21 protein-coding genes and 2 tRNA genes are annotated in these 20,313 nt (G+C 75.2%); 12 read left to right on the plus strand and 11 right to left on the minus strand.

Going from position 1 to position 20,313, the window contains the following annotated elements; genetic code table 11:
* The first annotated feature begins 4 nt into the window (after nt 1-4).
* Together QL983_RS04595 and QL983_RS04600 are read left to right on the plus strand one after the other, a co-directional pair.
* Nucleotides 5-1,264 carry a cystathionine gamma-synthase gene (locus QL983_RS04595; RefSeq protein ID WP_078025945.1) on the plus strand — a complete coding sequence of 420 codons (1,260 nt, stop codon included), beginning with the start codon at nt 5-7 and terminating at the stop codon, nt 1,262-1,264.
* Between the two features lie 66 nt (nt 1,265-1,330).
* Nucleotides 1,331-2,539, plus strand: coding sequence for an amidohydrolase (locus tag QL983_RS04600; protein WP_078025944.1), 1,209 nt, complete (start codon nt 1,331-1,333; stop codon nt 2,537-2,539).
* A 40-nt stretch (nt 2,540-2,579) separates the two neighbouring features.
* Here QL983_RS04600 and QL983_RS04605 read toward each other — a convergent pair whose 3' ends face one another.
* On the minus strand, nt 2,580-3,209 hold the full coding sequence (locus QL983_RS04605) for a hypothetical protein (protein ID WP_060974118.1): 630 nt from the start codon (nt 3,207-3,209) through the stop codon (nt 2,580-2,582).
* Nucleotides 3,210-3,518: 309 nt separating this feature from the next.
* On the opposite strand from QL983_RS04605, the gene QL983_RS04610 reads away from it, so the two are divergent.
* From QL983_RS04610 to QL983_RS04640, 7 genes are all read left to right on the plus strand, one after another.
* Nucleotides 3,519-5,663, plus strand: a complete 2,145-nt coding sequence (locus QL983_RS04610; RefSeq protein ID WP_078025943.1) for a DEAD/DEAH box helicase — start codon at nt 3,519-3,521, stop codon at nt 5,661-5,663.
* An 87-nt stretch (nt 5,664-5,750) separates the two neighbouring features.
* A tRNA-Thr gene (locus QL983_RS04615) sits at nt 5,751-5,822 on the plus strand.
* A gap of 60 nt (nt 5,823-5,882) precedes the next feature.
* Nucleotides 5,883-5,956 (plus strand) — tRNA-Met (locus tag QL983_RS04620).
* Nucleotides 5,957-6,045: 89 nt separating this feature from the next.
* Entirely contained in the window at nt 6,046-6,339 is a 294-nt protein-coding gene (locus tag QL983_RS04625) for a hypothetical protein (protein ID WP_041103577.1), read from the plus strand.
* Nucleotides 6,340-6,379: 40 nt separating this feature from the next.
* Nucleotides 6,380-6,829 (plus strand): MaoC family dehydratase N-terminal domain-containing protein, encoded by a 450-nt coding sequence (locus QL983_RS04630; protein WP_010080353.1) that lies wholly within the window; start codon nt 6,380-6,382, stop codon nt 6,827-6,829.
* Complete coding sequence (locus QL983_RS04635; protein ID WP_078025942.1) at nt 6,829-7,320, plus strand: MaoC/PaaZ C-terminal domain-containing protein; 492 nt, start codon at nt 6,829-6,831, stop codon at nt 7,318-7,320. The genes QL983_RS04630 and QL983_RS04635 overlap by 1 nt, the downstream gene beginning before the upstream one ends.
* A complete protein-coding gene (locus tag QL983_RS04640) occupies nt 7,317-8,516 on the plus strand; it encodes a UDP-N-acetylmuramate dehydrogenase (RefSeq protein WP_078025941.1) in 1,200 nt (399 codons plus the stop codon). The genes QL983_RS04635 and QL983_RS04640 overlap by 4 nt, the downstream gene beginning before the upstream one ends.
* Nucleotides 8,517-8,744: 228 nt before the next feature.
* On the opposite strand, the gene asd is transcribed toward QL983_RS04640, so the two are convergent.
* From asd to mshD, 7 genes are all read right to left on the minus strand, one after another.
* Nucleotides 8,745-9,917: an aspartate-semialdehyde dehydrogenase gene (asd, locus tag QL983_RS04645; RefSeq protein WP_063188676.1), complete on the minus strand. Its 1,173-nt coding sequence runs from the start codon at nt 9,915-9,917 to the stop codon at nt 8,745-8,747.
* A 10-nt stretch (nt 9,918-9,927) separates the two neighbouring features.
* Nucleotides 9,928-10,158 (minus strand): NF038396 family protein, encoded by a 231-nt coding sequence (locus tag QL983_RS04650; RefSeq protein ID WP_036337885.1) that lies wholly within the window; start codon nt 10,156-10,158, stop codon nt 9,928-9,930.
* 1 nt (nt 10,159) lies between these two features.
* A complete protein-coding gene (locus QL983_RS04655; RefSeq protein ID WP_036337888.1) occupies nt 10,160-10,720 on the minus strand; it encodes a dihydrofolate reductase in 561 nt (186 codons plus the stop codon).
* A 22-nt stretch (nt 10,721-10,742) separates the two neighbouring features.
* Nucleotides 10,743-11,573: a thymidylate synthase gene (locus QL983_RS04660; RefSeq protein WP_002854751.1), complete on the minus strand. Its 831-nt coding sequence runs from the start codon at nt 11,571-11,573 to the stop codon at nt 10,743-10,745.
* Nucleotides 11,574-11,694: 121 nt separating this feature from the next.
* On the minus strand, nt 11,695-12,051 hold the full coding sequence (locus QL983_RS04665; protein ID WP_041103569.1) for a GNAT family N-acetyltransferase: 357 nt from the start codon (nt 12,049-12,051) through the stop codon (nt 11,695-11,697).
* 75 nt (nt 12,052-12,126) lie between these two features.
* On the minus strand, nt 12,127-13,137 hold the full coding sequence (locus QL983_RS04670) for an NUDIX hydrolase (protein ID WP_113913807.1): 1,011 nt from the start codon (nt 13,135-13,137) through the stop codon (nt 12,127-12,129).
* Nucleotides 13,138-13,275: 138 nt separating this feature from the next.
* Nucleotides 13,276-14,229: a mycothiol synthase gene (gene mshD / locus QL983_RS04675; RefSeq protein WP_135019256.1), complete on the minus strand. Its 954-nt coding sequence runs from the start codon at nt 14,227-14,229 to the stop codon at nt 13,276-13,278.
* 101 nt (nt 14,230-14,330) lie between these two features.
* Here mshD and QL983_RS04680 point away from each other — a divergent pair, with 101 nt between their 5' ends.
* From QL983_RS04680 to QL983_RS04690, 3 genes are all read left to right on the plus strand, one after another.
* On the plus strand, nt 14,331-15,137 hold the full coding sequence (locus QL983_RS04680; protein WP_228070389.1) for a hypothetical protein: 807 nt from the start codon (nt 14,331-14,333) through the stop codon (nt 15,135-15,137).
* Nucleotides 15,138-15,324: 187 nt separating this feature from the next.
* Entirely contained in the window at nt 15,325-15,993 is a 669-nt protein-coding gene (locus QL983_RS04685) for an FABP family protein (protein ID WP_135019254.1), read from the plus strand.
* On the plus strand, nt 15,990-17,186 hold the full coding sequence (locus tag QL983_RS04690; RefSeq protein ID WP_095694872.1) for a folate-binding protein YgfZ: 1,197 nt from the start codon (nt 15,990-15,992) through the stop codon (nt 17,184-17,186). The genes QL983_RS04685 and QL983_RS04690 overlap by 4 nt, the downstream gene beginning before the upstream one ends.
* 13 nt (nt 17,187-17,199) lie before the next feature.
* On the opposite strand, the gene QL983_RS04695 is transcribed toward QL983_RS04690, so the two are convergent.
* The 3 genes from QL983_RS04695 to QL983_RS04705 all read right to left on the minus strand — a co-directional run bounded on the left by QL983_RS04695 (nt 17,200) and on the right by QL983_RS04705 (nt 20,134).
* Nucleotides 17,200-17,952 (minus strand): hypothetical protein, encoded by a 753-nt coding sequence (locus QL983_RS04695; protein ID WP_290151488.1) that lies wholly within the window; start codon nt 17,950-17,952, stop codon nt 17,200-17,202.
* The gene (locus QL983_RS04700) at nt 17,949-18,980 is read right to left on the minus strand and encodes an ATP-dependent 6-phosphofructokinase (RefSeq protein ID WP_290151489.1); all 1,032 of its coding nucleotides are present in this window, start codon (nt 18,978-18,980) and stop codon (nt 17,949-17,951) included. Before QL983_RS04700 ends, QL983_RS04695 begins: the two co-directional genes overlap by 4 nt.
* Nucleotides 18,981-19,069: 89 nt before the next feature.
* A complete protein-coding gene (locus QL983_RS04705; protein ID WP_290151490.1) occupies nt 19,070-20,134 on the minus strand; it encodes a PspC domain-containing protein in 1,065 nt (354 codons plus the stop codon).
* Between the last annotated feature and the right edge of the window lie 179 nt (nt 20,135-20,313).

The following is a 20,313-nucleotide window of genomic DNA, read 5'->3' on the forward strand; positions in this document are numbered from 1 at the left end:
CGAGATGACCGAGCAGAACGTCCACGAGGACCCGCACGCCACCACCCCCGACACCGGCGCCGAAGACGCCGCCGCCCACCCCCAGGGGGGAGGCTTCGGCACGCGCGCCGTGCACGCGGGCCAGCACCTGGACGAGGTGTTCGGCGCCGTCGTCCCGCCGATCCACCTCTCGAGCACCTACGCGCCCACGGCCGTCGGCGAGCTGCGGCGCGGCTACGACTACGGCCGCGGCACCAACCCCACCCGGGACGCGCTGCAGGAGCAGCTGGCCGCGCTCGAGGCCGGCGTCGACGAGTCCGGCGCCCCCCGGGCCACCGGCCTCACGTTCGCCTCCGGCCTGGCCGCGGAGACCGCGCTGATCATGGGCGCGGGCCGGCCGGGCATGACGATCGTGCTCGGCAACGACGTGTACGGCGGCTCCTACCGCCTCATCTCCCGCGTGCTCGCCCCGTGGGGCGTGGAGCACGTCGTCGTGGACATGGGGGACGCCGAGCAGGTCGCCGCCGCCGTCGAGCGCGCCGCCGCCGCGGGGCCGGTCATGGTGTGGCTGGAGACCCCGTCGAACCCGATGATGAAGATCTCCGACGTCGCCGCGGTCGCCGAGGCGGCCCACGCGCACGGCGCCCTGCTCGTGGTGGACAACACCTTCGCGACGCCGTACCTGCAGTCCCCGATCGCCCTCGGCGCGGACGTGGTGGTGCACTCCACCACGAAGTACATCGGCGGCCACTCGGACGTGATCGGCGGGGCGCTCGTGATCCCGGACGCCGCACTCGCCGAGCAGGTGAAGTTCCAGCAGTTCGCGGCGGGGGCCGTGAACGGGCCCATGGACGCGTACCTGACCACGCGCGGCCTCAAGACGCTCGGGGTGCGCATGGACCGTCACCAGGCCAACGCCCAGGCGGTCGCCGAGTGGCTCACCGGCCGCGCCGAGGTCTCCCAGGTGCTCTACCCGGGGCTGCCGGACCACCCCGGCCATGAGCTCGCGCAGCGGCAGATGCGCGGTTTCGGCGGCATGGTCTCGCTGCGCCTGTCCGGCGGCGCCGCGGCGGCCCGCCGCGTGGCCGAGTCGACCCGCCTGTTCCAGCTCGCCGAGTCCCTGGGCGGCATCGAGTCGCTGATGAACTACCCGGCGGAGATGACCCACGCCTCCGTGGCCGGCACCGAGCTGGCCGTGCCGGACGACCTGCTGCGCCTGTCGGTGGGCATCGAGGACGCCGAGGACCTCGTGGCGGACCTGGAGCGGGCTCTGGGCAGCCTCTGACCCGCCGACGTCCGCCAGAGGTCTAGCGCACGGGTGGGGAGCACGGGGCGGCGTAGTGTGACGGGCATGACCCTCACCGCCTTCGTCAACGCCCATGTCGTCCCCGTCGCCGCCGAGCCGTTCGACGGCGCCCTGCTCGTCGAGGACGGCCGGATCACCGCGCTCGGCCCCGACGTCGAGGCGCCCGACGGCGCCGAGGTGGTGGACTGCGAGGGACGCTGGGTGCTGCCCGGCTTCGTGGACGCGCACGTCCACCTGGGCATGCACGCCGAGGGCGAGGTCGGTGCGACCGCGGACGTCAACGAGATGACGGACCCCGTGATGGCCGGGGTGCGGGCGATCGACGCCGTCGACCCGAACGAGCCGGGCTGGAAGGACGCCCTGGCCGGCGGGGTGACCACCGTGAACGTGAACCCCGGCTCGGGCAACCCGATCGGCGGCCAGGCGGTCGCGTTGCACACCCACGGACGCACCGTGGACGAGATGGTGCTGCGCAGCCCCTCGGGCGTGAAGTCCGCCCTCGGCGAGAACCCCAAGAACGTCTACAAGGAGAAGGGCCGCACCCCGTCCACGCGGCTGGGCACCGCCCTCGTGATCCGCGAGGCGTTCCTGCGGGCGCAGGGCTACATGGCCCGCCGCGCGGAGGCCGAGCGCGAGGACAAGCCCTTCACTCGCGATCCCCACCTCGACGCCCTCGCCCTCGTCCTGGAGCGCACGATCCCCTGGCGCCAGCACTGCCACCGCACGGACGACGTCGCCACCGCCCTGCGCCTGGCCGACGAGTTCGGCTACGACCTCGTCCTGGACCACGGCACCGAGGCGCACCCGCTGGCCGGCCAGCTCGCGGCCCGCGGCGTGCCGGTGCTGATCGGCCCGCTGTTCACCACCAAGTCCAAGCCGGAGCTGCGGGGCCGCTCGATGCGCAACCCGGGGCGTCTGGCGCGGGCCGGCGTCGAGATCAGCATCATCACCGACCACCCGGTGGTGCCCATCGACTTCCTCGTCTACCAGGCGGCGCTGTCGGTGAAGGAGGGCCTGGACCGGGAGACCGCCCTGCGCGCCATCACCCTGCATCCCGCGCGCGTGCTGGGGCTGGACGACCGCATCGGCTCCCTCGAGGTGGGCAAGGATGCCGACCTGGTGCTCTGGTCCGGCGACCCGCTCGATGTCATGCAGCGGGCCCTGCGCGTGTGGATCGGCGGCCGTCAGGTCATGGAGTACGACCTCGCCACGGCCCGGCCCGTCGTCGCCTCCGCCCGTCCCGTGGAGGACTGAGCGGCGCCGCCGCCCGGCGGCGGGGGCGGGACGCGCGGGCTCAGCGCCGCACGCGCGAGCGCACGGGCGGCAGCCAGACGAGCGCGGCGCCCAGGAGCATCACGACGGCGAGGATGATCAGCAGGCCGTTGGCCCGCAGGAACGCGGGGGCGGCCAGCAGGACGGCGATGAACGTCAGGGTCCCGATCGCCGAACGACGGCGGCGCAGCAGACCGATCCAGCCCCACAGGGACGCCGCGGCCAGCAGGGCGACGGCGGTGCCCATCGTGAACTGCCCCGTCGCGCCGCCCAGCACGCCCACCGACTCCATGCCGGTGAGCGGATCGATGACGGGCTCGCCGCTGTCCTGTGCGCGGGCCCCGTTCCAGAGGAACGCGCCCGCGATGCCGATCAGCACCACGGTGACCGCGAGCCAGTAGAGGCGCGCGACCTTCAGGAGCGGGTGGACGAGGCCGGCGTCGGACTCGGCCGCGTCCCGCGCGACCAGGTCGCGCTCGCGGTCCGCGCGGCGCCGTTCCAGGCGCTCCTCGTCCTCGGCGGTGAGGCGGGCGCGCTCGGCGCGCAGCCGTGCGTCGTCGGCCCGCTGATTCTCCCGGAAGGACTGGGCGGCGCGGCCGGCGGCCCGGCCGAGCCCGCGGGCGAGGGGGCGGTCTTCGCTGTTCTGGGGCACCTGCCGAGCCTATCGCCCCGGCCGGTGAGCGACCGGGGTGTCCGAGGGCACAGCCCGGCCCGGGATCCGGTGGCGTAGACTGGGCGGACCGGATCCGGTCTCTCCCCCTGTGATGAATGAGCGTGGACGCGTGTGCCACGCCGGACTGCAGATGTCTGTGCAGATGTGTGTGCGGGTCACGAACGTCGTGGCCCTCGGGGGCTGCCGGGTGGACGGAATCATCTGACCCAGCTGGCCCCTGCGCCCCACGACGTCGACCCGCGACCGACGTCCTCCGGCGTGCGCCCGCGCATCCCCACAGGAGGACCCATGTCCGACATCCTCGATCCCCAGACCACCGCCGAGGTCGCCCCCGAGCTCGCCGAGGCGGAGCAGGAGGCCACCGGGACCGTCCCGCAGGTCGACGCCGCCCCCGAGGCACCCGCCGAGCCCGCCGCCCCTGAGGCCCCGGCCGAGCCCGCCGGCCCCACCTTCCTGGACCTCGGCCTGGACGCCCGCGTGCTGGCCGCCGTCGAAGACCTGGGCTACACCCGCCCCTCGCCGATCCAGGAGGCGACCATCCCGCTGCTGCTGGACGGCCGCGACGTCGTGGGCCTGGCCCAGACCGGCACCGGCAAGACCGGCGCGTTCGCGCTGCCGGCCCTGTCCCGCCTCGCCGAGACCACGGACGTGACCGGGCGCGCGGACACCCCGCAGGTGCTCGTCCTCGCCCCGACCCGCGAGCTCGCCCTCCAAGTGGCCGACGCCTTCGACAGCTACGCCAAGCACCTCGACGACGTCTCCGTGCTCGCCGTCTACGGCGGCTCCCCGTACGGCCCGCAGCTGGCCGGACTGCGTCGGGGTGCGCAGGTCGTCGTCGGCACGCCGGGCCGCGTGATCGACCACCTCGAGCGCGGCTCGCTGGACCTCTCCGACCTGCAGACCCTCGTGCTGGACGAGGCGGACGAGATGCTGCGCATGGGCTTCGCGGAGGAGGTGGACCGCATCCTCGCCTCCACCCCGGACACGAAGCAGACCGCCCTGTTCTCCGCCACCATGCCCCCGGCCATCCGTCGCATCTCCGCCCAGTACCTGAACGCCCCGGAGGAGGTGGCCGTCGCCCGTCAGTCGACGACGTCCGCCACGATCCGCCAGCGCTACCTGCAGGTGGGCCACCAGTGGAAGTTCGAGGCCCTGAGCCGGATCCTCGAGACCGAGGAGCACGACGGCGTCATCGCCTTCGTGCGCACCCGTGCCGGCACCGAGGAGCTCGCCCAGAAGCTCACGCGCGCCGGGTTCAAGGCCGTGGCCATCTCCGGCGACATCGCCCAGAAGCAGCGCGAGAAGACCGTGGAGGACCTGAAGGCCGGCCGCGTGGACATCCTCGTGGCCACCGACGTCGCCGCCCGCGGCCTGGACGTCGAGCGCATCTCGCACGTGGTCAACTACGACATCCCGCAGGACGCCGAGTCCTACGTGCACCGCATCGGCCGCACCGGCCGCGCCGGCCGACAGGGCGACGCCGTGCTCTTCATGACCCCGCGTGAGCGCTTCCTGCTCAAGCAGATCGAGCGGACCACCCGCCAGCAGGTCGAGGAGATGGCCGTGCCCTCCGTCGCCGACGTCAACGCGGCCCGCAAGCGTCGCTTCGCCGACGGCATCACCCGCACCCTCGAGCGCGCCTCGGAGGAGGAGCTGGCGGTGTTCGGCGAGATCGTCGCCGCGTACGTCGACGAGCACGAGGCCGAGCCGGCGCGCGTGGCCGCCGCACTGGGCATGATGGCCCAGGGCGGCCGCCCGCTGCTGGCCCGCGAGCAGGAGATCCCGTTCGGCGGCGCCCGCGGCCGCAAGGACCGCGACGGCGGCCGCGAGGGTGGGCGCGACGGCGGCCGTGAGCGCGGCACGAGTGACGGCCGCGGCTCGCGTGGCCCGGCCCGGGAGCCCGCGGCCGGCAACGTGACGTACTGGATCGCCGTCGGCCACCAGGACCGTGTGCGGCCGGGCAACATCGTGGGCGCGCTGGCGAACGAGGTGGGCCTGCCCGCCTCGGCCATCGGCGCGATCGACCTGCGTGGCAACCACTCGCTCGTCGAGCTGCCGGCAGACCTGACCTCGGCCCAGCTCGAGGCCGCGGCCAACGCCGAGATCAACGGCCGTCGCCTCGGCCTGCGCAAGGACACCGGCCGCCCGACCCGCGCCGAGCGCGACGGCGAGGACCGCGGTGAGCGCCGCGGCGGCTTCCGCAAGGACCGCGGCGAGCGCGGCGAGCGCGGCGGCTTCCGCGGGGACCGCGACGGCGGCCAGCGCGGCGGGTACCGCAAGGACCGGGACGACCGCGGCTCCCGCGAGGATCGTGGCGGCTTCCGCAAGGACCGGGACGACCGCAGCTTCCGTGGCGACCGCAGGGGACGCCCCGGCGGCCGCAAGCCCCGCTGGGGCGCCCAGGAGCGCTCGGATCGGGGCGCCCGCCGCTGATTCCGCCGGGGTGCCGACCCCGCCGGAGGCCGTGACCGGGGCCGATTTTGCATCGGCCCCGGGGCCCTGGTAGAGTCTCACCTCGTTGCCCCGATAGCTCAGTGGTAGAGCGCCATCTTGGTAAGATGGAGGTCCCGGGATCGATTCCCGGTCGGGGCTCTGACATGAGAGCCCGCCCTCGCGGCGTGAAAACCGTGAGTGCGGGCGTTCTCGTGTCGTGGCGGCGTAGCTCAGCTGGTTAGAGCGCACGACTCATAATCGTGAGGTCGGGGGATCGAGTCCCCCCGCCGCTACGGAATCGGACGGACCCGGTCACCTCCTCGGAGGGGCCGGGTCCTTTCGCGTTCCGGGGCCCGTCCGTCGCCCCGGTAGCCTGGCGGGCATGTCCACGCGTCGCCCCGCCCACCAGCCCACCCGCGGCACCGCCGCGCCCCGCGGCTTCGTCTCCCCGTGGGAGCACGGCTCCCGGCTGTACCGGACCCTCGTGCTGACCGGCTCCGCGCTGTTCCTCGTGGGCATCGTGCTGGCGGTCGTCGGCGGCACCACCGGACGCCTCGCCGTCTCCGGGACCGCCCTGGGCGTGCTCGGCGCGGGCGTCGCCGTTCACCTGTCCGCTCAGCTCGTGCGCTTCCGCCAGGCCGCCCGCCGGCAGGGGGAGCGGCGCCCCGGCCGTTAGGCTGGACGGCAGTCGAGAACCGTCCCGCAGGAGGCCCGAGTTGAGCGTGAACCCCGACGTCGCCGGGCGGAGCTATCCGCCCGCGCCCCCCTTCCAGGTCGGTCGTGAGGCGGTCCGCGGCTTCGCCGAGGCCGTGCAGGCCCAGCATCCCGCGCACCACGACGTCGCGGCCGCCCGGGCCCTGGGACACGCCGACCTGGTCGCCCCCCCGACCTTCGCCGTCGTCATCGCCCAGCGCGCCGAGGCCGCCGTCGTCGCCGATCCCGAGCTGGGCATCGACTTCTCGCGCGTGGTCCACGCGGACGAGCGCTTCGTCCACCACCGCCCGCTGGTGGCCGGGGACGAGGTCGTGGCGACCGTGCGGGTCGAGGCCGTGAAGTCCCTCGGCGGCAACCGCATGGTCACCACCGTCACCGAGATCGCAGATCTGGACGGCGCGGCCGTCTCCACCGTCACGTCCACCCTGCTGGTCCGGGGAGAGGAGTCCTGATGAGCACCGCCCCCCGCCTGTCCGACCTCGCCCGGGGCGAGGTGGTCGGCACGCGCACCGTCACGTTCACCCGCGCCGACCTCGTGGCCTACGCGGGTGCCTCCGGCGACCGCAACCCGATCCACTGGTCCCCGTCGTTCGCCGAGCACGTCGGCCTGCCCGGCGTCATCGCCCACGGGATGCTCACCATGGGCGCGGCCGTGCAGCTCGTCTCGGACTGGGCGGGCGACCCGGGCGCCGTCGTCGACTACCAGACCCGCTTCACCGGCATGGTGCCCGTCGCGGACACCACGGGGCGCACGGACGACGACGGCGCGCCCGTCCCCGGCGCCACGCTCGAGGTCGTCGGCACGGTCGGCGCCGTGGACGAGGCCGCCGGGACCGTGCGGATCGACCTGAACGTCACCAACCCGGACGCGGCGAAGCCGCGCGTGCTGACCAAGGCGCAGGCCGTGGTCCGTCTGGCCGACCCCGCGGGGGAGAGCGCGTGAGCGAGCGGCTGGCGGACCACACCACCACCCGCGTCGGCGGGCCTGCGCGCGCGTGGGTCACCGCGCGCACCGAGGCCGAGGCGATCGAGGCCGTGCGCGCCGCCGACGCGGCGGGCGAGCCCCTGTTCGTCCTCGGCGGCGGTTCCAACACCCTCATGGCGGACGCCGGCTTCCCCGGCACCGTCGTGCGGCTGGCCTTCGAGGGCATCCACGTGCTGGACGGGCCGCTGCCCGGCGAGGGCGAGACGCCGCCCGCCGGCGACGGGGCCCGGTCCGCGGACCACGAGGGGGAGGCCGTCGTCGTGCGGATCGCGGCGGGCCACCCGTGGGACGACGCCGTCGCATGGACCGTGGCGCACGGGCTCGGCGGGATCGAGGCGCTCTCGGGCATCCCGGGCTCGGCCGGCGCGACGCCCGTGCAGAACGTCGGCGCGTACGGCGCGGACGTCTCGCAGGTGCTCGTCGCCCTGCGCGCGTGGGACCGGGAGGCGGGCGACGTCGTCGAGCTGACGCCCGCGGACCTGCGCTTCGGCTACCGCGACTCCGTGATCAAGCGCTCCATGCTGGAGACCGGCGCGCCGAGTCCCCGGTGGATCGTGCTCTCGATCGACCTGCGGCTGCGTCGCGCCTCCTCCGACGCCGAGCCGACGGCGCCGGTCCGCTACGGGCAGCTGGCGGCCGCGCTCGACGTCGAGGAGGGCGCCCATGCCCCGCTCGCGGTGGTCCGCCGCGAGGTGCTGGCCCTGCGCGCCGCCAAGGGGATGGTGTCCGATCCGGCGGACCCGGACACGTGGTCCACGGGCAGCTACTTCACAAACCCGATCGTGCCCGCGTCCGTGCGGGCCTCCCTGCCCGACGGCGCCCCGGCGTTCGCCGCCGGCCAGGCCGAGGACGGGACGCCGCTCGTGAAGCTCTCGGCGGCCTGGCTGATCGATCGCGCGGGCTTCGCGAAGGGCTTCGGGCTGCCCGAGGTCGCCCCCCGCGAGGGCGGGCCGGACGGCCGCGGAGCCGACGGCACCGGCCTGGCCGGGGGCCGCGCGTCGGTGTCCACGAAGCACACCCTCGCCATGACCAACCGCGGCGACGCGACCACCGAGGACGTCCTGACGGTCGCGCGCACCGTGCGCGACGGCGTGCGCGAACGCTTCGGCGTCGAGCTGCACCCCGAGCCGATGATCATCGGCACCAGCCTCTGACCCCTCACTTTCGTTCGGGAAACGGCGCCCCCAGGAGTGCTTTCGTTCGGGAAACGGCGCCGCCAGGAGTGCTTTCGTTCGGGAAACGGCGCGCCTTGGCGGCGCGGGCGCCGTTTCCCGAACGACAACGCCCGAACACCCGCCGTTTCCCGAACGAAAACGGGAGCCGGGTCCGGGGTCCGGTGCGGGGCCGGGTCCCCGCGCGCGCCGCGGCGCCGGCGTCGCGGCTCAGAGGTTGCCGGTGGCGATCATCAGCATGCGACGCACGGGCTCGGCCGCACCCCACAGCAGCTGGTCGCCGACGGTGAACGCCGAGAGGTACTCGGGACCCATGTTGAGCTTGCGCAGCCGGCCGACGGGGATCTGCAGGGTGCCGGTCGCGGCGATCGGGGTCAGGTCGGTGACCGTGACCTCCTTGGTGTTCGGCACCACCTGCACCCACTCGTTGTCCGCGGCGATGATCTGCTCGACCTCGTCCAGCGGCACGTCCTGGGTGAGCTTGAGGGTGAGGGCCTGCGAGTGCGAGCGCATGGCGCCGATCCGCACGCACAGCGAGTCGAACGGGATCCGGTCCGCCCCGGTCAGCCCGAGCACCTTGTTGGTCTCGTCGTAGGCCTTGCGCTCCTCGCGGGAGACGCCGTCGCCCAGGTCGGAGTCGATCCAGGGGATCAGCGAGCCGCCCAGCGGCACGCCGAACTGCGTCGAGTCCAGGCCGCCGCGCTGCAGCTCGATCACCTTGCGGTCGATCTCGAGGATCGCCGACGCCGGATCGGCCAGCTCGGCCCGCACCGCGCCGCCCAGCTCGGCGTACTGGGTGAGCAGCTCGCGCATGTGCCGGGCGCCGCCGCCGGAGGCCGCCTGGTAGGTCATGGCGGTGCCCCACTCGACCAGGCCCGCCTTGAACAGGCCACCCAGGCCCATGAGCATGCAGGACACGGTGCAGTTGCCGCCGATGAAGTCCTTCGTCCCGTTCGCCAGGGCGGCGTCGATCACGCCGCGGTTCACGGGGTCCAGCGCGATCACGGAGGTGTCCGCCATGCGCAGGGTGGAGGCGGCGTCGATCCAGATGCCGTCCCAGCCGGCGGCGCGCAGCTTCGGGTACACGGCCTGCGTGTAGTCCCCGCCCTGCGCGGTGAGGATCACGGGCAGGGCCTTGAGCGCGTCCACGTCGTACGCGTCCTGGAGCACGCCCGGGTCGCCGGCCATGCCCTCGAGCACGGGCGCGGGACCGCCGGCGTTGGACGTGGAGAAGAAGACGGGGTGGACGCGGGCGAAGTCGCCCTCCTCGGCCATGCGCTGCAGGAGGACGGACCCCACCATGCCGCGCCAGCCGACCAGTCCCACGGTGGGCACGGCGGCCGCGTCGGGGGCGTTCACAGATGCGGGGGCAGCGGAAGTCATGCCCTCCAGGCTAGCGGCCCTGCTGCGCACGCTTCCGCCTGTTCCACGCGATGAGACCGCCCACGGCGAACACCTGGGTCAGCACGAGCAGGAACACCAGCCCGGCGATGGTCTTGCCCTGCAGCACGAGGATCAGCCCGAACACGGCGCACACGAACGCCAGCACGGGCAGGGCGACGAGCGCGAGGAACGAGACCGCCTGCGGGGAGAGCAGACGCTGGTCGGAGTCGGTCGGGGCCATGTCAGTCGCGTTCCCATCGTTCGAAGCGGTGGCGCGGGCCGGAGGCGGAGTCCAGCCACGCGTCGGGGGCGGGGTCGACGGCGGTGCGCCGCCAGCGGGCGTCGAGCGGCGGGGCGTGCGTGTCGCCGTCGACGTCGGCGTCGATCACGGTCACCTCGGCGCGCGAGGCCACGTCGAGGGCCTGCTCGTAGAGCGTCGCACCGCCGATCACCCACACGGTGTCACAGCCGTCGGCCTCGGCCGCGGCGGCCAGGGCCGCCCCGAAGTTCGGCACGACGACGGCGCCCGCGGCCCGCAGCTCCGCGCCGGCCTCCTCGGTGGCCGTCAGGGTGCGGGAGACCACGATGTTCGTGCGCCCGGGCAGCGGGCGGAAGCGCGCCGGGAACGACTCCCACGTGCGCCGGCCCATGATCACGGGGTGGCCGTGCGTGTGGGCCCGGAAGTGCGCGAGGTCCTCGGGGACGTGCCACGGCATGGTGCCGTCGCGGCCGATGACGCGCTCGGGGGTCTGGGCCCAGATCATGGCGATCACGGGCTCGGTGGGACGGGTGGCCCGGCTCATGGGGTCGCTGCGCATCCTCGGCTCAGACGGCGATCGGCGCCGTGATGGTGGGGTGGTGACGGTAGTCGAGGACCTCGAAGTCCTCGTAGTCGTAGTCGAAGATCGACGCGGGGGTGCGCCGCAGCCGCAGCCGCGGGTACGGGTACGGCTCGCGGGAGAGCTGCTCGCGCACCTGCTCCTCGTGGTTCGCGTAGATGTGCACGTCCCCGCCGGTCCACACGAACTCGCCGGGAGTCAGCCCGGTCTGCTGGGCGACCATCACCGTGAGCAGCGCGTACGAGGCGATGTTGAACGGCACGCCGAGGAACAGGTCCGCCGAGCGCTGGTAGAGCTGGCATGAGAGCCGCCCGGGGGCGCCGTCCTGACCGGGGGAGACGTAGAACTGGAACAGCGCGTGGCACGGCGGCAGCGCCATCTCGTCCACCTCGGCGGGGTTCCACGCGGTGACGATGTGCCGGCGCGAGTCGGGGTTCGTCCGGATCTGCTCCACGACCTTGGCGATCTGGTCGATGTGGCCCCCGTCCGGGGTGGGCCACGAGCGCCACTGCACGCCGTAGACGGGGCCGAGCTCGCCGTCCTCGTCCGCCCACTCGTTCCAGATCCGCACGCCGCGCTCCTGGAGCCACCGCACGTTCGAGTCCCCGCGCAGGAACCACAGCAGCTCGAGCGCGACCGACTTGAAGTGCACGCGCTTGGTGGTGATCAGCGGGAAGGACTCGGCCAGGTCGAAGCGCAGCTGGCGGCCGAACACGCTGCGCGTGCCCGTGCCGGTCCGGTCCGTCTTGACGGCCCCGTGGGCCATCACGTCGGCGAGGAGGTCCTCGTAGGGGGTGGGGATGCTCACCCGGCCCACTCTAGCGATCCGAGCGGACGCGCTGAGCGTCGTCGACGGCCCGGCGCAGGCGGGCCGCGTCCCAGCCCGCGGCCCGGACGGCAGGGAGGCGGGTACCGGCAGGGCAGGGCCCCGCCCCCGGTCAGCCGTGGAAGACCATGTCCTGGTACTCGGGGTAGCGGCGCAGGTAGTCCTCCACGTAGGAGCACTCGGGCACGATCCGGTCACCCTCCGCGCGCAGCCGGTCCAGGACCATGGTCACGAGGGCGCGGGCATAACCGCGGCGGCCAAACTGCTCGTCGATGATGGTGTGCTGCAGGCGCAGGACCACGGTGTCCTCGCCGTCCGCGCCGCGCACGGTCTCCTGGTCGTAGCCGAGGAACCCGATGAAGGTCCCGTCCTGGCGCAGCTCGAAGCGCTGACGGTCCGGGTCCCGGGTCACCGTGAGGCGCTCGTGGACGATCTTCTCGGGCTGGCTCTGGGCGGCGGTGTTCTCCATGACCCGAGCCTAGGGCCGGGGGCGGGCCCGCTCAACGGTGGCCCGGTCGTGCGGGCCGAGGCCGGCGCGGGCGGCTCAGTCGTCCCAGGGGTCGTAGACCTCGACGGCCACCACGTCGCCGTCGAGGTCGAGCGCGCGGTGCGCCACGAGCACAGCGCCGGGCCGCAGCCACGGGTCCTCGGTCGGCAGGGCCCGCAGCACGCGGTCCGCCTGGCCGGCGGCCGCGTCCTCGACCACCTCGAACAGGGTCGGCAGCACCGGCCGGTGCGTGCACACGACCAGCGGCCGGGAGCGGCCCATGAGCTCGGCCATCACCTTGCGGGTCTTCTTGGGCTTCTCCCGGGCCGTGGTCTCCGTGAACGCGCCCTTGGTCTTCAGCGGCAGCCGGCTGGACTTCACGAGCGGGGCCAGCGTCTCCACGCAGCGGCGCCACGGGGAGGAGACCAGCCGCTCCGGCCGCCAGGCCGACACGAGGCCCTCGACGGCGAGCGCCTGCCGCCGGCCCGTCGCCGCCAGCGGGCGCTCCTGCTCGGCGCGGGACCACGAGGAGCGGGGCTTGGCCTTGGCGTGGCGCAGCACCAGCAGCGGCACGGTCCGCAGGCGCCCCCGGGAGGCGGCACGCAGCAGCAGGTCGAGCGGTTCGTGATCCGAGTCGTTCGTCAGCAGCCGCCGGGCCTCGTCCGGCCCGACCCAGCGGACCTCGTCCACCTCGTCGCCGTCGGGGAGGGCGCGCTGGCCGTCGACCTCGGCGGCCCAGTACCAGACCTCCTTGCTCTGACGTACGCCCCGCTTGCCGGGCACCTCGTACGCGGTCACGCACAGCGGGATGCCCGGCCGCAGCTCCAGGCCGACCTCCTCGCGCAGCTCGCGGACCGCGCACTCCGGCAGCGTCTCACCCGGATCGAGCTTGCCCTTGGGCCACGACCAGTCGTCGTAGCGGGGCCGGTGGATCACCATCACCTCGAGGCCGCCGGGCACGCGGCGCCACGGCAGCATGCCGGCGGCCAGCACCTCGGCGCGGGGGCCTTCCGAGGCGCGGTCCTCCGTGGACCAGCGGGCGACGCGGTCGGCGTGGGACGAGGGCATGGGGCGGGTTCCTCTCGGGGTGCGGCGGCCGCGACGACTGCTGGGGCAGGGCACGGGGCGTGGCCGACCCCACGGGGGCCGGCCTCACCAGGATACGAGGCCGCCGGGATGTGCCCGGCCGGCCCCCGCCCGAGGGTCTCAGGGGCGGCGGTACTGGGCGTCGGCGGCGAACAGCTCGAAGCCGAGGGACGCGTAGAGCGCGACGGCGGCCGTGTTGTCCGCGTCCACGTACAGGTCCACGACGTCGACTCCCTGTTCCGCCATCCGGTGCAGCCCCGCCAGCGTCAGGGCCCGACCGAGGCCGAGGCCCTGGGCGTCGGGGGAGACGCCCACGGCGTACACCTCCCCGACGCGCGGGCCGTCGGCTCCGGCATCCGGCTCCACCTTCGTCCAGTGGAAGCCGAGCAGCCGCCCGTCCGCCTCGCGGGCGGCGAGCAGGAGGCCGTCGGCGTCGAACCAGTCCTCCGCCATGCGGTCGTCGAGGTCGGCGCGGGTCAGGCTGCCCTGTTCGGGGTGGTCCGCGAAGGCGGCGGCGTTCACGTCCAGCCAGGCCTGCTCGTCCTGGCCGGGGACGAAGCCGCGCAGGGCCACCCCGTCGGCAAGCCGCACCTCCGGCAGGGCCGCGAGCGCCGCGTGCGACAGGCGCATCCGGCGCAGCTCGCGGACGGGCTCGAGGCCGTGCCGCCGGGCGAGCCGGACCGCCCCCGGGAGCATGCCGTGGGCCCAGACGCTCGTGGTCTCCTCCCGCGCCAGGTCCCGGACCGCGGCGGCCGCGGCCTCGGCCAGGGCCGACCCCCGGCCGGTGCGGCGTGCGGCCGGGTCGACGACGAGCTCGAGCACCGCCGCCGCGCCCTCGGGCACGAGCACGGCCGCCCCGTCGATCGCGCCGTCCGGGCCCCGGGTGGCCCCCCACCAGAGCTGCCCGCCGCGGGCGAGCAGCACGCGCGTCTGGTCCGACAGCGGGGGATGACCGTCCGCCGCCCCGGCGCGGTCGGCCAGGTCCAGGACGGCGCTCGCCTCCTCCGGGCGCGGGGTGACGACGCGCGGCATGCCGTCAGCGTCGGAGGTCGTGGGGGTGGGGTGTTCGGCCATGCCGGCCACCCTACGGAAGGAGGACGGTGGCCCGCGAGGTGCGCCCCGCCGTCGCCCGCCCAGGGCCGAGCCGGTGCGCACCTGGCAGGATGGGGCAGGTGATGCGCTTGTCCATGGCCCTGAGTGCGGCCGTCGCCGCCCTCGTCCTGGGCGGTGCCGCGCTGCTGGGCCCGGTCCCCGCCGCCCTCGCCGCCGCCGTCGTGATCCTGGTCATCGCCTGGGGCTGGCCGCGGCAGATGGGGGCGCCCGCGCGCCTCTCGCTCAGCGTCACCCTGGCCGTCGCCGGGGCCGTCGCGGTGCTGCTCATGCTGCTGTGGCCGCCGCTCGAGGACGGGCGCAGCGGGGCCTGGACGCTCTTCGAGCCGCTCGCCGTCGTCGTCGCCTGGAGCACCATGGCCTCGTTCGTCGTCCAGCTGGTGCGCGGGACCGGCCGGCCGCTGCGCCTCGAGTCCACCGTCGCCACGATGGGCGGGGCGTTCATGGCCGTCGTGACGGCGTGCTGGGTGGCCGTCTCACGTTGGACCGACACCCCCGCGGTCGCCGGGCTGGTCATCACGCTGGCGGTCACGGTGGCCGCGGTCTGCCTCGTCGGCCTCACCCCGTGGATGCAGGGCCGGCCGGGGGTCCTGGCGCTCGTCGTCATCCCCCTCGGCACGGTGCTCGCGTGGCCCGTCTCGGCGCTGGCCGGCGTGGGCACCCGGGACCGGCCGGCCGTCACGGCCGCGGCGCTCGCGGTGGCCGTGCTCGTGTCCCTGACCGCCGCCACGGCGCCGTCGTCGCGACCCCGGCCCGAGGACCGGCCGGTGGGCACCACCCTGCGCCCGCGCCGGGCGGGCTATGCCCTCGCGTTGGCGCCCGTGGGCGCGGCCGGCGTCGTGGCGCACGTCATGGTGGGCTTCCTGGCCTGACAGGTCGGGCCCGCTCGGTAGGATGTCCCGCATGGATACCCTTCTTGCGCTCGAGATCTTCTTCCTGGCCCTCGTGGTCCTGGCCGGCCTGGGCATGGCCGCCGTCGCCGCGGTCGTCATCAGCGGCCTCTTCAAGGGCCAGCGCTGAGGACGCGCGGCCCGCTGTCGGGCCGCGCCGTGATCTGCCATGGCGACTGAACTCCCGTACGACCTCACCCCCGAGCTCGCGCCCCTGTCCTGGCTCATCGGCAGCTGGGAGGGCCAGGGCCGCCTCGGCGACGGCTCCGCCGGCACCGAGATCTTCTACCAGCGGGTGGACTTCACCGAGCATGGTCTGCCGTTCGTCGAGTACCGCGCGGAGTCGTGGCTGTGCGAGGCGGACGGCACGCTGCTGCGTTCGCTGACCGTGGAGTCCGGCTTCTGGCAGGTGGACCGGGCGCGGCGCGACGGCGACGTCGGCCCCGGCATGCGCCCGGCGGACATCGTCCCCGCGTTCCGCTCCGCCGAGGACGTCGAGCGGCTGCGCGCCGGCGACGAGGGCTTCGGCCTGACCGCCACCATCACGCATCCGGGCTCGCTGTCCGAGCTGTACTACGGCCGCATCAAGGGCCCGCAGCTGCAGCTGGCCACGGACGCGGTCCTGCGCGGCTCCGCCGCCGGCCCGTACCACCGGGCCACCCGCATGGCCGGTCTCGTGAACGGGCAGCTGTTCTGGCGCTGGGACGTCGCGGACGCCGCGGGCGCCGAGCTCGAGGCGCACGCCTCCGCCATCCTGGACCGCATGCCGAGCGCGGCCGAGGGTCGGCTCGCCCCGGGGGCCGAGCGTCCTCGCGGGGCTCGCGGGGAGCAGTCGTGACGGCCTCCCGCAGCCCGCTGCTGGACCTGGCCGTGGCCGAGCCGCAGGGGCCGGCCGGCGGCGCCGTCGAGGGCCGCGGCCCGGACGCCGGCGTCGCCGCGCACTACGGTCGCCCCCTGCCCGAGCAGCGCGCCCTCGCCCGGGGCCGCGCCCTGGTCGACCTCTCCCACCGGGCCGTACTCTCCGTGTCCGGCCCGGACCGGCTGAGCTGGCTGCACACGCTCGGCACGCAGCACGTCGAGACGCTGCCCCCCGGCACAAGCACCGAGATCCTCTTCCTCGACGTGCAGGGGCGGATCGAGCACGCCGCCCACCTGCTCGAGGACGGCGCCGCGGCCTGGCTCGTCACGGACCGCGAGGACGGCCCGGGCCTCGCCGCGTGGCTCACCTCGATGCGCTTCTCCCACGACGTCACGCTGCGGGACCACACTGGGGCGGTCGCCGTCGTGGGCGCCACCGCGCCCGTGCCCGGCTGGGAGGACCGCACCGTGTGGCTGGACCCGTGGCCGCGCGTCGGGGCGGGCGGCTGGGCCTACACGGCCGATCCGGATCCGGCGACCCACCCGGGTGCGGACTGGTCCTGGCGCGAGTACCTCGTCACCCGGGCCGACCTCGAGGCCACCGTCCGCGCGCTCGGCACGGGCGTGCTCGCGGGCTGGTCCCTGGCGGGCACGACGGCGGCCGAGGCGCTGCGCATCGAGGCCGGCCGCCCCCGCCGGGCCCTCGACGTGGACGACCGCGCGATCCCGCACGAGCTGGACCTGCTGCGCACCGCCGTGCACCTCGAGAAGGGCTGCTACCGCGGTCAGGAGACCGTGGCGCGCGTGCACAACCTGGGCCGCCCGCCCCGCCGCCTCACCCGCCTGCTCCTGGACGGCTCCGTCCACGCGCTCCCCGAGCACGGTGCCCCCGTGATCCTCCGGCCGGCCGAGGACACGCCCGAGGCCCGCGCCGCCGCCCGTCCGGTGGGGACGGTCACCGCCGCGGCCCAGCACCATGAGGCGGGCGCCGTCGCCCTGGCGCTGCTCAAGCGCACGGTGCCCGTGGACGCCGAGCTGCTGGTCCGCGAGGACGCTCCCGGCGAGGACGGTGCCGCCGAGGGCGGCTGGATCGCCGCGAGCCAGGAGCCGCTCGTGTCCCCGGACGCCGGGCAGGTCGTCGGCCGACCGCGCGGCGTGGGCCGCCTGCGCTGACCGACTCGCCGGCTCAGTCCAGCGCGAGGACGGTCCGCGTGCCCGCCGCCTCCAGCCCGACGGCGATCGCCACGTGGTGCGCGGCTGTGTGGCCCGCCGGCACCTCGGCGAACGGCAGCAGCCCCTCCAGCGCCGCCCGGTCCATCGCCACGGCCACCGCGTAGCGGCCGAGCCCACGACCGCGCAGCCGCGGTGGGGTGAGGGTGCCCAGCGAGGCCAGCACGCCGCCCGTCACGCGATGCCCCGCCGCCGCCACCGCGGCTTCGATCGCCCGTCCCGCGCCGTCGTCGGGAACGAGCGCGACCGAGGACTCCCAGGAGGGGACACCCGCCTCGGCCACGTCGTCTGCGGGGGCCTGCGCGACCACGGCGTGGACGTGGGTGGGGTCGTCGGACACGGCGACGGTGCGCGAGGGGTCGACCGGCGGCGGTTCCTCGGCGGCGTAGAGCGTGAACTCGCCGCGGGAGCGCACGGCCTCCCCGGCGGCGGCGCGCACCGCCGTCCGCAGCAGGGCCGACTCCACGCCCAGCGCCTCGGCGGGCACGCCGCGGCAGGCACGCGTGAACCACGCCGGCCCCGCCACGACGGTGGCCCAGGGCAGGGCCAGCACCTCCGCCTCGGCGACGCCCTGCCGGGCCACCTCGATGCGGCGCGGCTCGGCGCCCGCCGCCGGGGCGTCGCCGGGCAGGAGCGCGGTGTCGGGCAGGCCGAGCCGACGCGCCAGCCCGAGGGCCAGCACGCCGACGGCGGGGTGGTCGGGTCTCACCGGCCGAACAGGATCTTCGCCTCGTCGTAGCGGGAGACCGGCACCTTCTTGAGGCCCTTGAGGGCGGCGCTCATGGGGATGGAGATGATCTCCGTGCCGTTGGCCGCCACCATCTGTCCCCAGCGGCGCTGGGCGACGAGGTCGACGGCGCCCATGCCGAAGCGCGTGGAGAGCACGCGGTCCGTGGCGGTGGGGGCGCCGCCGCGCTGGATGTGGCCCAGGATGGTGCTGCGCGTCTCGATGCCCGTCATCTCCTCGATCTCGCGGGTCACCCACTCGCCGATGCCGCCCAGACGCGGCCGGCCGGACGCCTCGACCCCGGCCTCGGCCAGCGGATCGTCGTGGCCCTCGGGGACGAAGCCCTCCGCCACCACGACCAGCGGGGAGCGACCGCGGTCGTGGACCTGCTGCACCCACTCGGCGACCTGGGACATCGGGGTGCGGACCTCGGGGATGAGGATCGCGTGGGCGCCGGCGGCCATGCCCGAGTGCAGGGCGATCCAGCCGACGTGGCGGCCCATGACCTCGGCGACCATGCAGCGGTGGTGGGACTCGCCCGTGGTGCGCAGCCGGTCCATGGCGTCCGTGGCGATCTGCACGGCCGTGTCGAAGCCGAACGTGTAGTCGGTGCCCTGCAGGTCGTTGTCGATCGTCTTGGGCACGCCCACGATCGGCAGCCCGTCCGCGGCCAGGCGGTTCGCGCCGGCCAGGGTGCCCTCGCCGCCGATCGCGATGACGGCGTCGATGTCCAGCTCGCGCAGGTTGCGGAGCATGTTCTCCGGGCCGCCGCCCTCCGCGTTGTAGGGGTGCGTGCGGGAGGTGCCGAGGATGGTGCCGCCGGTGCGGGCCAGGCCGCGCACGCGGGAGCGGGGCAGGTCCTCGACGTCCTTCTCGATCAGGCCGGACCACCCGTGGCGGATGCCCACCATCTCCATGTCGTACGACTTGATGCCGTGCAGGACGGCGGAGCGGATGACGGCGTTGAGGCCGGGGCAGTCGCCTCCGGAGGTGAGCATTCCGACGCGCATGGGGGTCCTCTCGGGCGTTCTCGTGGGGGTCGGCACCACCCTAGGCGTGCCCGCCGCGTCGCGTCAGGGGACGGGCGACGGGCGGCGGGTCAGCCGAGGGCCACGAGGACGGCGACCTGGAGGGCCGTCGCACCCACGAGGATGCCGCTCGCCGGGCCGAGGGTGCCGGGACGACGGCCGCTGAGCAGAGCGCCCAGCAGGACGGGGGCGATCACCGCGAGCGCGGCCACGAGCATCGGCACCGCCAGCAGCGTGGGGGTCGGACCGACACCGAGCAGCAGGCTGATCCCGAGGGCGGCGAGCGCGGCGAGGACGGCCCCGGCGTAGGTGGCGGCCTGCGCGATCGGCCCGAGGCGCGGCTTCGCGGCCGTGGCTGCGGACCCCGAGCCGGTCGGGGCGGTGGCTGCCCGGGGGGCCTCCTCGGCCAGGCGCGCCGCGGCTCGCCGCTCGCGGGAGTGGACGTGGTCGCGCCAGGTGCCGGTCGCGGGGTCGATCCATTCGGGGTGGAAGCCGTGCGGGTCGGTGACCTCGGCCGCCCGCTCGCGCGGACCTCCGCCGACGTACCAGGCCGGGCGCGGCACGGCGTGGCTGGGCTGGTCGGCGTCGGGGGCCCGGCCCGGGGCCACGCGGGCCTGCGCCCGGCCGTCCCAGCGGGTCACGAGCCACCAGACGAGCACGGCCAGCGCGCCCAGGCCCAGGAGGGAGCCGGGGCCGCCCACGGCCGGGGCGATGAGGGTGAACCCGGCGCCGAGCAGCAGGTTGAGGGCGCCGATCGCCCCGATCACGCCGATGGCCACGGTGGCGTCCTGCCACTCCCTGCGGCGCAGGCGGCCGAACTGCACGCGTCCGTCGGCGTCGGGGAGCACGGCCCAGGCGGCCGCGTAGGCCAGCAGGCCCAGGCCCGCGGAGACCATGCACACGGCGACGAACACGCCGCGGGCGAGCAGCGGGTCGATGCGGTAGCGCTCGGCCACCCCGCCGAGCACCCCGCCGACCCACGAGGCCGGCGAGCGGCGCACGCCCCAGCTCAGGACGGCGCGGCGCAGCCAGCCCGGCAGGGCGTTCAGTCCGTCGGGGCCGGTCTCGCCCGAGGCGGCTCCGTCGGGGGCGACGTGGGGGCCGGGGCCGGTGAACGGGTCGTGTGTGCTCGTCATGTCTCCATCCTCGTCCGCCTGCGGCCCCCGCCCATCCGGGAACTCCCGGAATCCTCCCCGGATGTGCCGCCCCGTCCGACACGGCAGGATGGGGGCATGCCCACCCCGTCCGCGCCCGCGCCGCCCAGCAGGCCCAGCAGCGCCAGGGCCGCGCGGACGCGGCCCTGGCGCTGCTGAGC

It is taken from the genome of Micrococcus sp. APC 4021 (assembly GCF_030407635.1).
Lineage (GTDB): Bacteria > Actinomycetota > Actinomycetes > Actinomycetales > Micrococcaceae > Micrococcus > Micrococcus luteus.

What these genes read in the sequence shown, in the direction of transcription:
- QL983_RS04595 (WP_078025945.1), top strand. Translation starts at nt 5, where the DNA reads ATGACCGAGCAGAACGTCCACGAGGACCCGCACGCCACCACCCCCGAC.
- QL983_RS04600 (WP_078025944.1), top strand. Translation starts at nt 1,331, where the DNA reads ATGACCCTCACCGCCTTCGTCAACGCCCATGTCGTCCCCGTCGCCGCC.
- QL983_RS04610 (WP_078025943.1), top strand. Translation starts at nt 3,519, where the DNA reads ATGTCCGACATCCTCGATCCCCAGACCACCGCCGAGGTCGCCCCCGAG.
- QL983_RS04625 (WP_041103577.1), top strand. Translation starts at nt 6,046, where the DNA reads ATGTCCACGCGTCGCCCCGCCCACCAGCCCACCCGCGGCACCGCCGCG.
- QL983_RS04635 (WP_078025942.1), top strand. Translation starts at nt 6,829, where the DNA reads ATGAGCACCGCCCCCCGCCTGTCCGACCTCGCCCGGGGCGAGGTGGTC.
- asd (WP_063188676.1), bottom strand. Translation starts at nt 9,917, where the DNA reads ATGACTTCCGCTGCCCCCGCATCTGTGAACGCCCCCGACGCGGCCGCC.
- QL983_RS04650 (WP_036337885.1), bottom strand. Translation starts at nt 10,158, where the DNA reads ATGGCCCCGACCGACTCCGACCAGCGTCTGCTCTCCCCGCAGGCGGTC.
- QL983_RS04655 (WP_036337888.1), bottom strand. Translation starts at nt 10,720, where the DNA reads ATGAGCCGGGCCACCCGTCCCACCGAGCCCGTGATCGCCATGATCTGG.
- QL983_RS04665 (WP_041103569.1), bottom strand. Translation starts at nt 12,051, where the DNA reads ATGGAGAACACCGCCGCCCAGAGCCAGCCCGAGAAGATCGTCCACGAG.
- QL983_RS04670 (WP_113913807.1), bottom strand. Translation starts at nt 13,137, where the DNA reads ATGCCCTCGTCCCACGCCGACCGCGTCGCCCGCTGGTCCACGGAGGAC.
- mshD (WP_135019256.1), bottom strand. Translation starts at nt 14,229, where the DNA reads ATGGCCGAACACCCCACCCCCACGACCTCCGACGCTGACGGCATGCCG.
- QL983_RS04680 (WP_228070389.1), top strand. Translation starts at nt 14,331, where the DNA reads ATGCGCTTGTCCATGGCCCTGAGTGCGGCCGTCGCCGCCCTCGTCCTG.
- QL983_RS04685 (WP_135019254.1), top strand. Translation starts at nt 15,325, where the DNA reads ATGGCGACTGAACTCCCGTACGACCTCACCCCCGAGCTCGCGCCCCTG.
- QL983_RS04700 (WP_290151489.1), bottom strand. Translation starts at nt 18,980, where the DNA reads ATGCGCGTCGGAATGCTCACCTCCGGAGGCGACTGCCCCGGCCTCAAC.
- QL983_RS04705 (WP_290151490.1), bottom strand. Translation starts at nt 20,134, where the DNA reads ATGACGAGCACACACGACCCGTTCACCGGCCCCGGCCCCCACGTCGCC.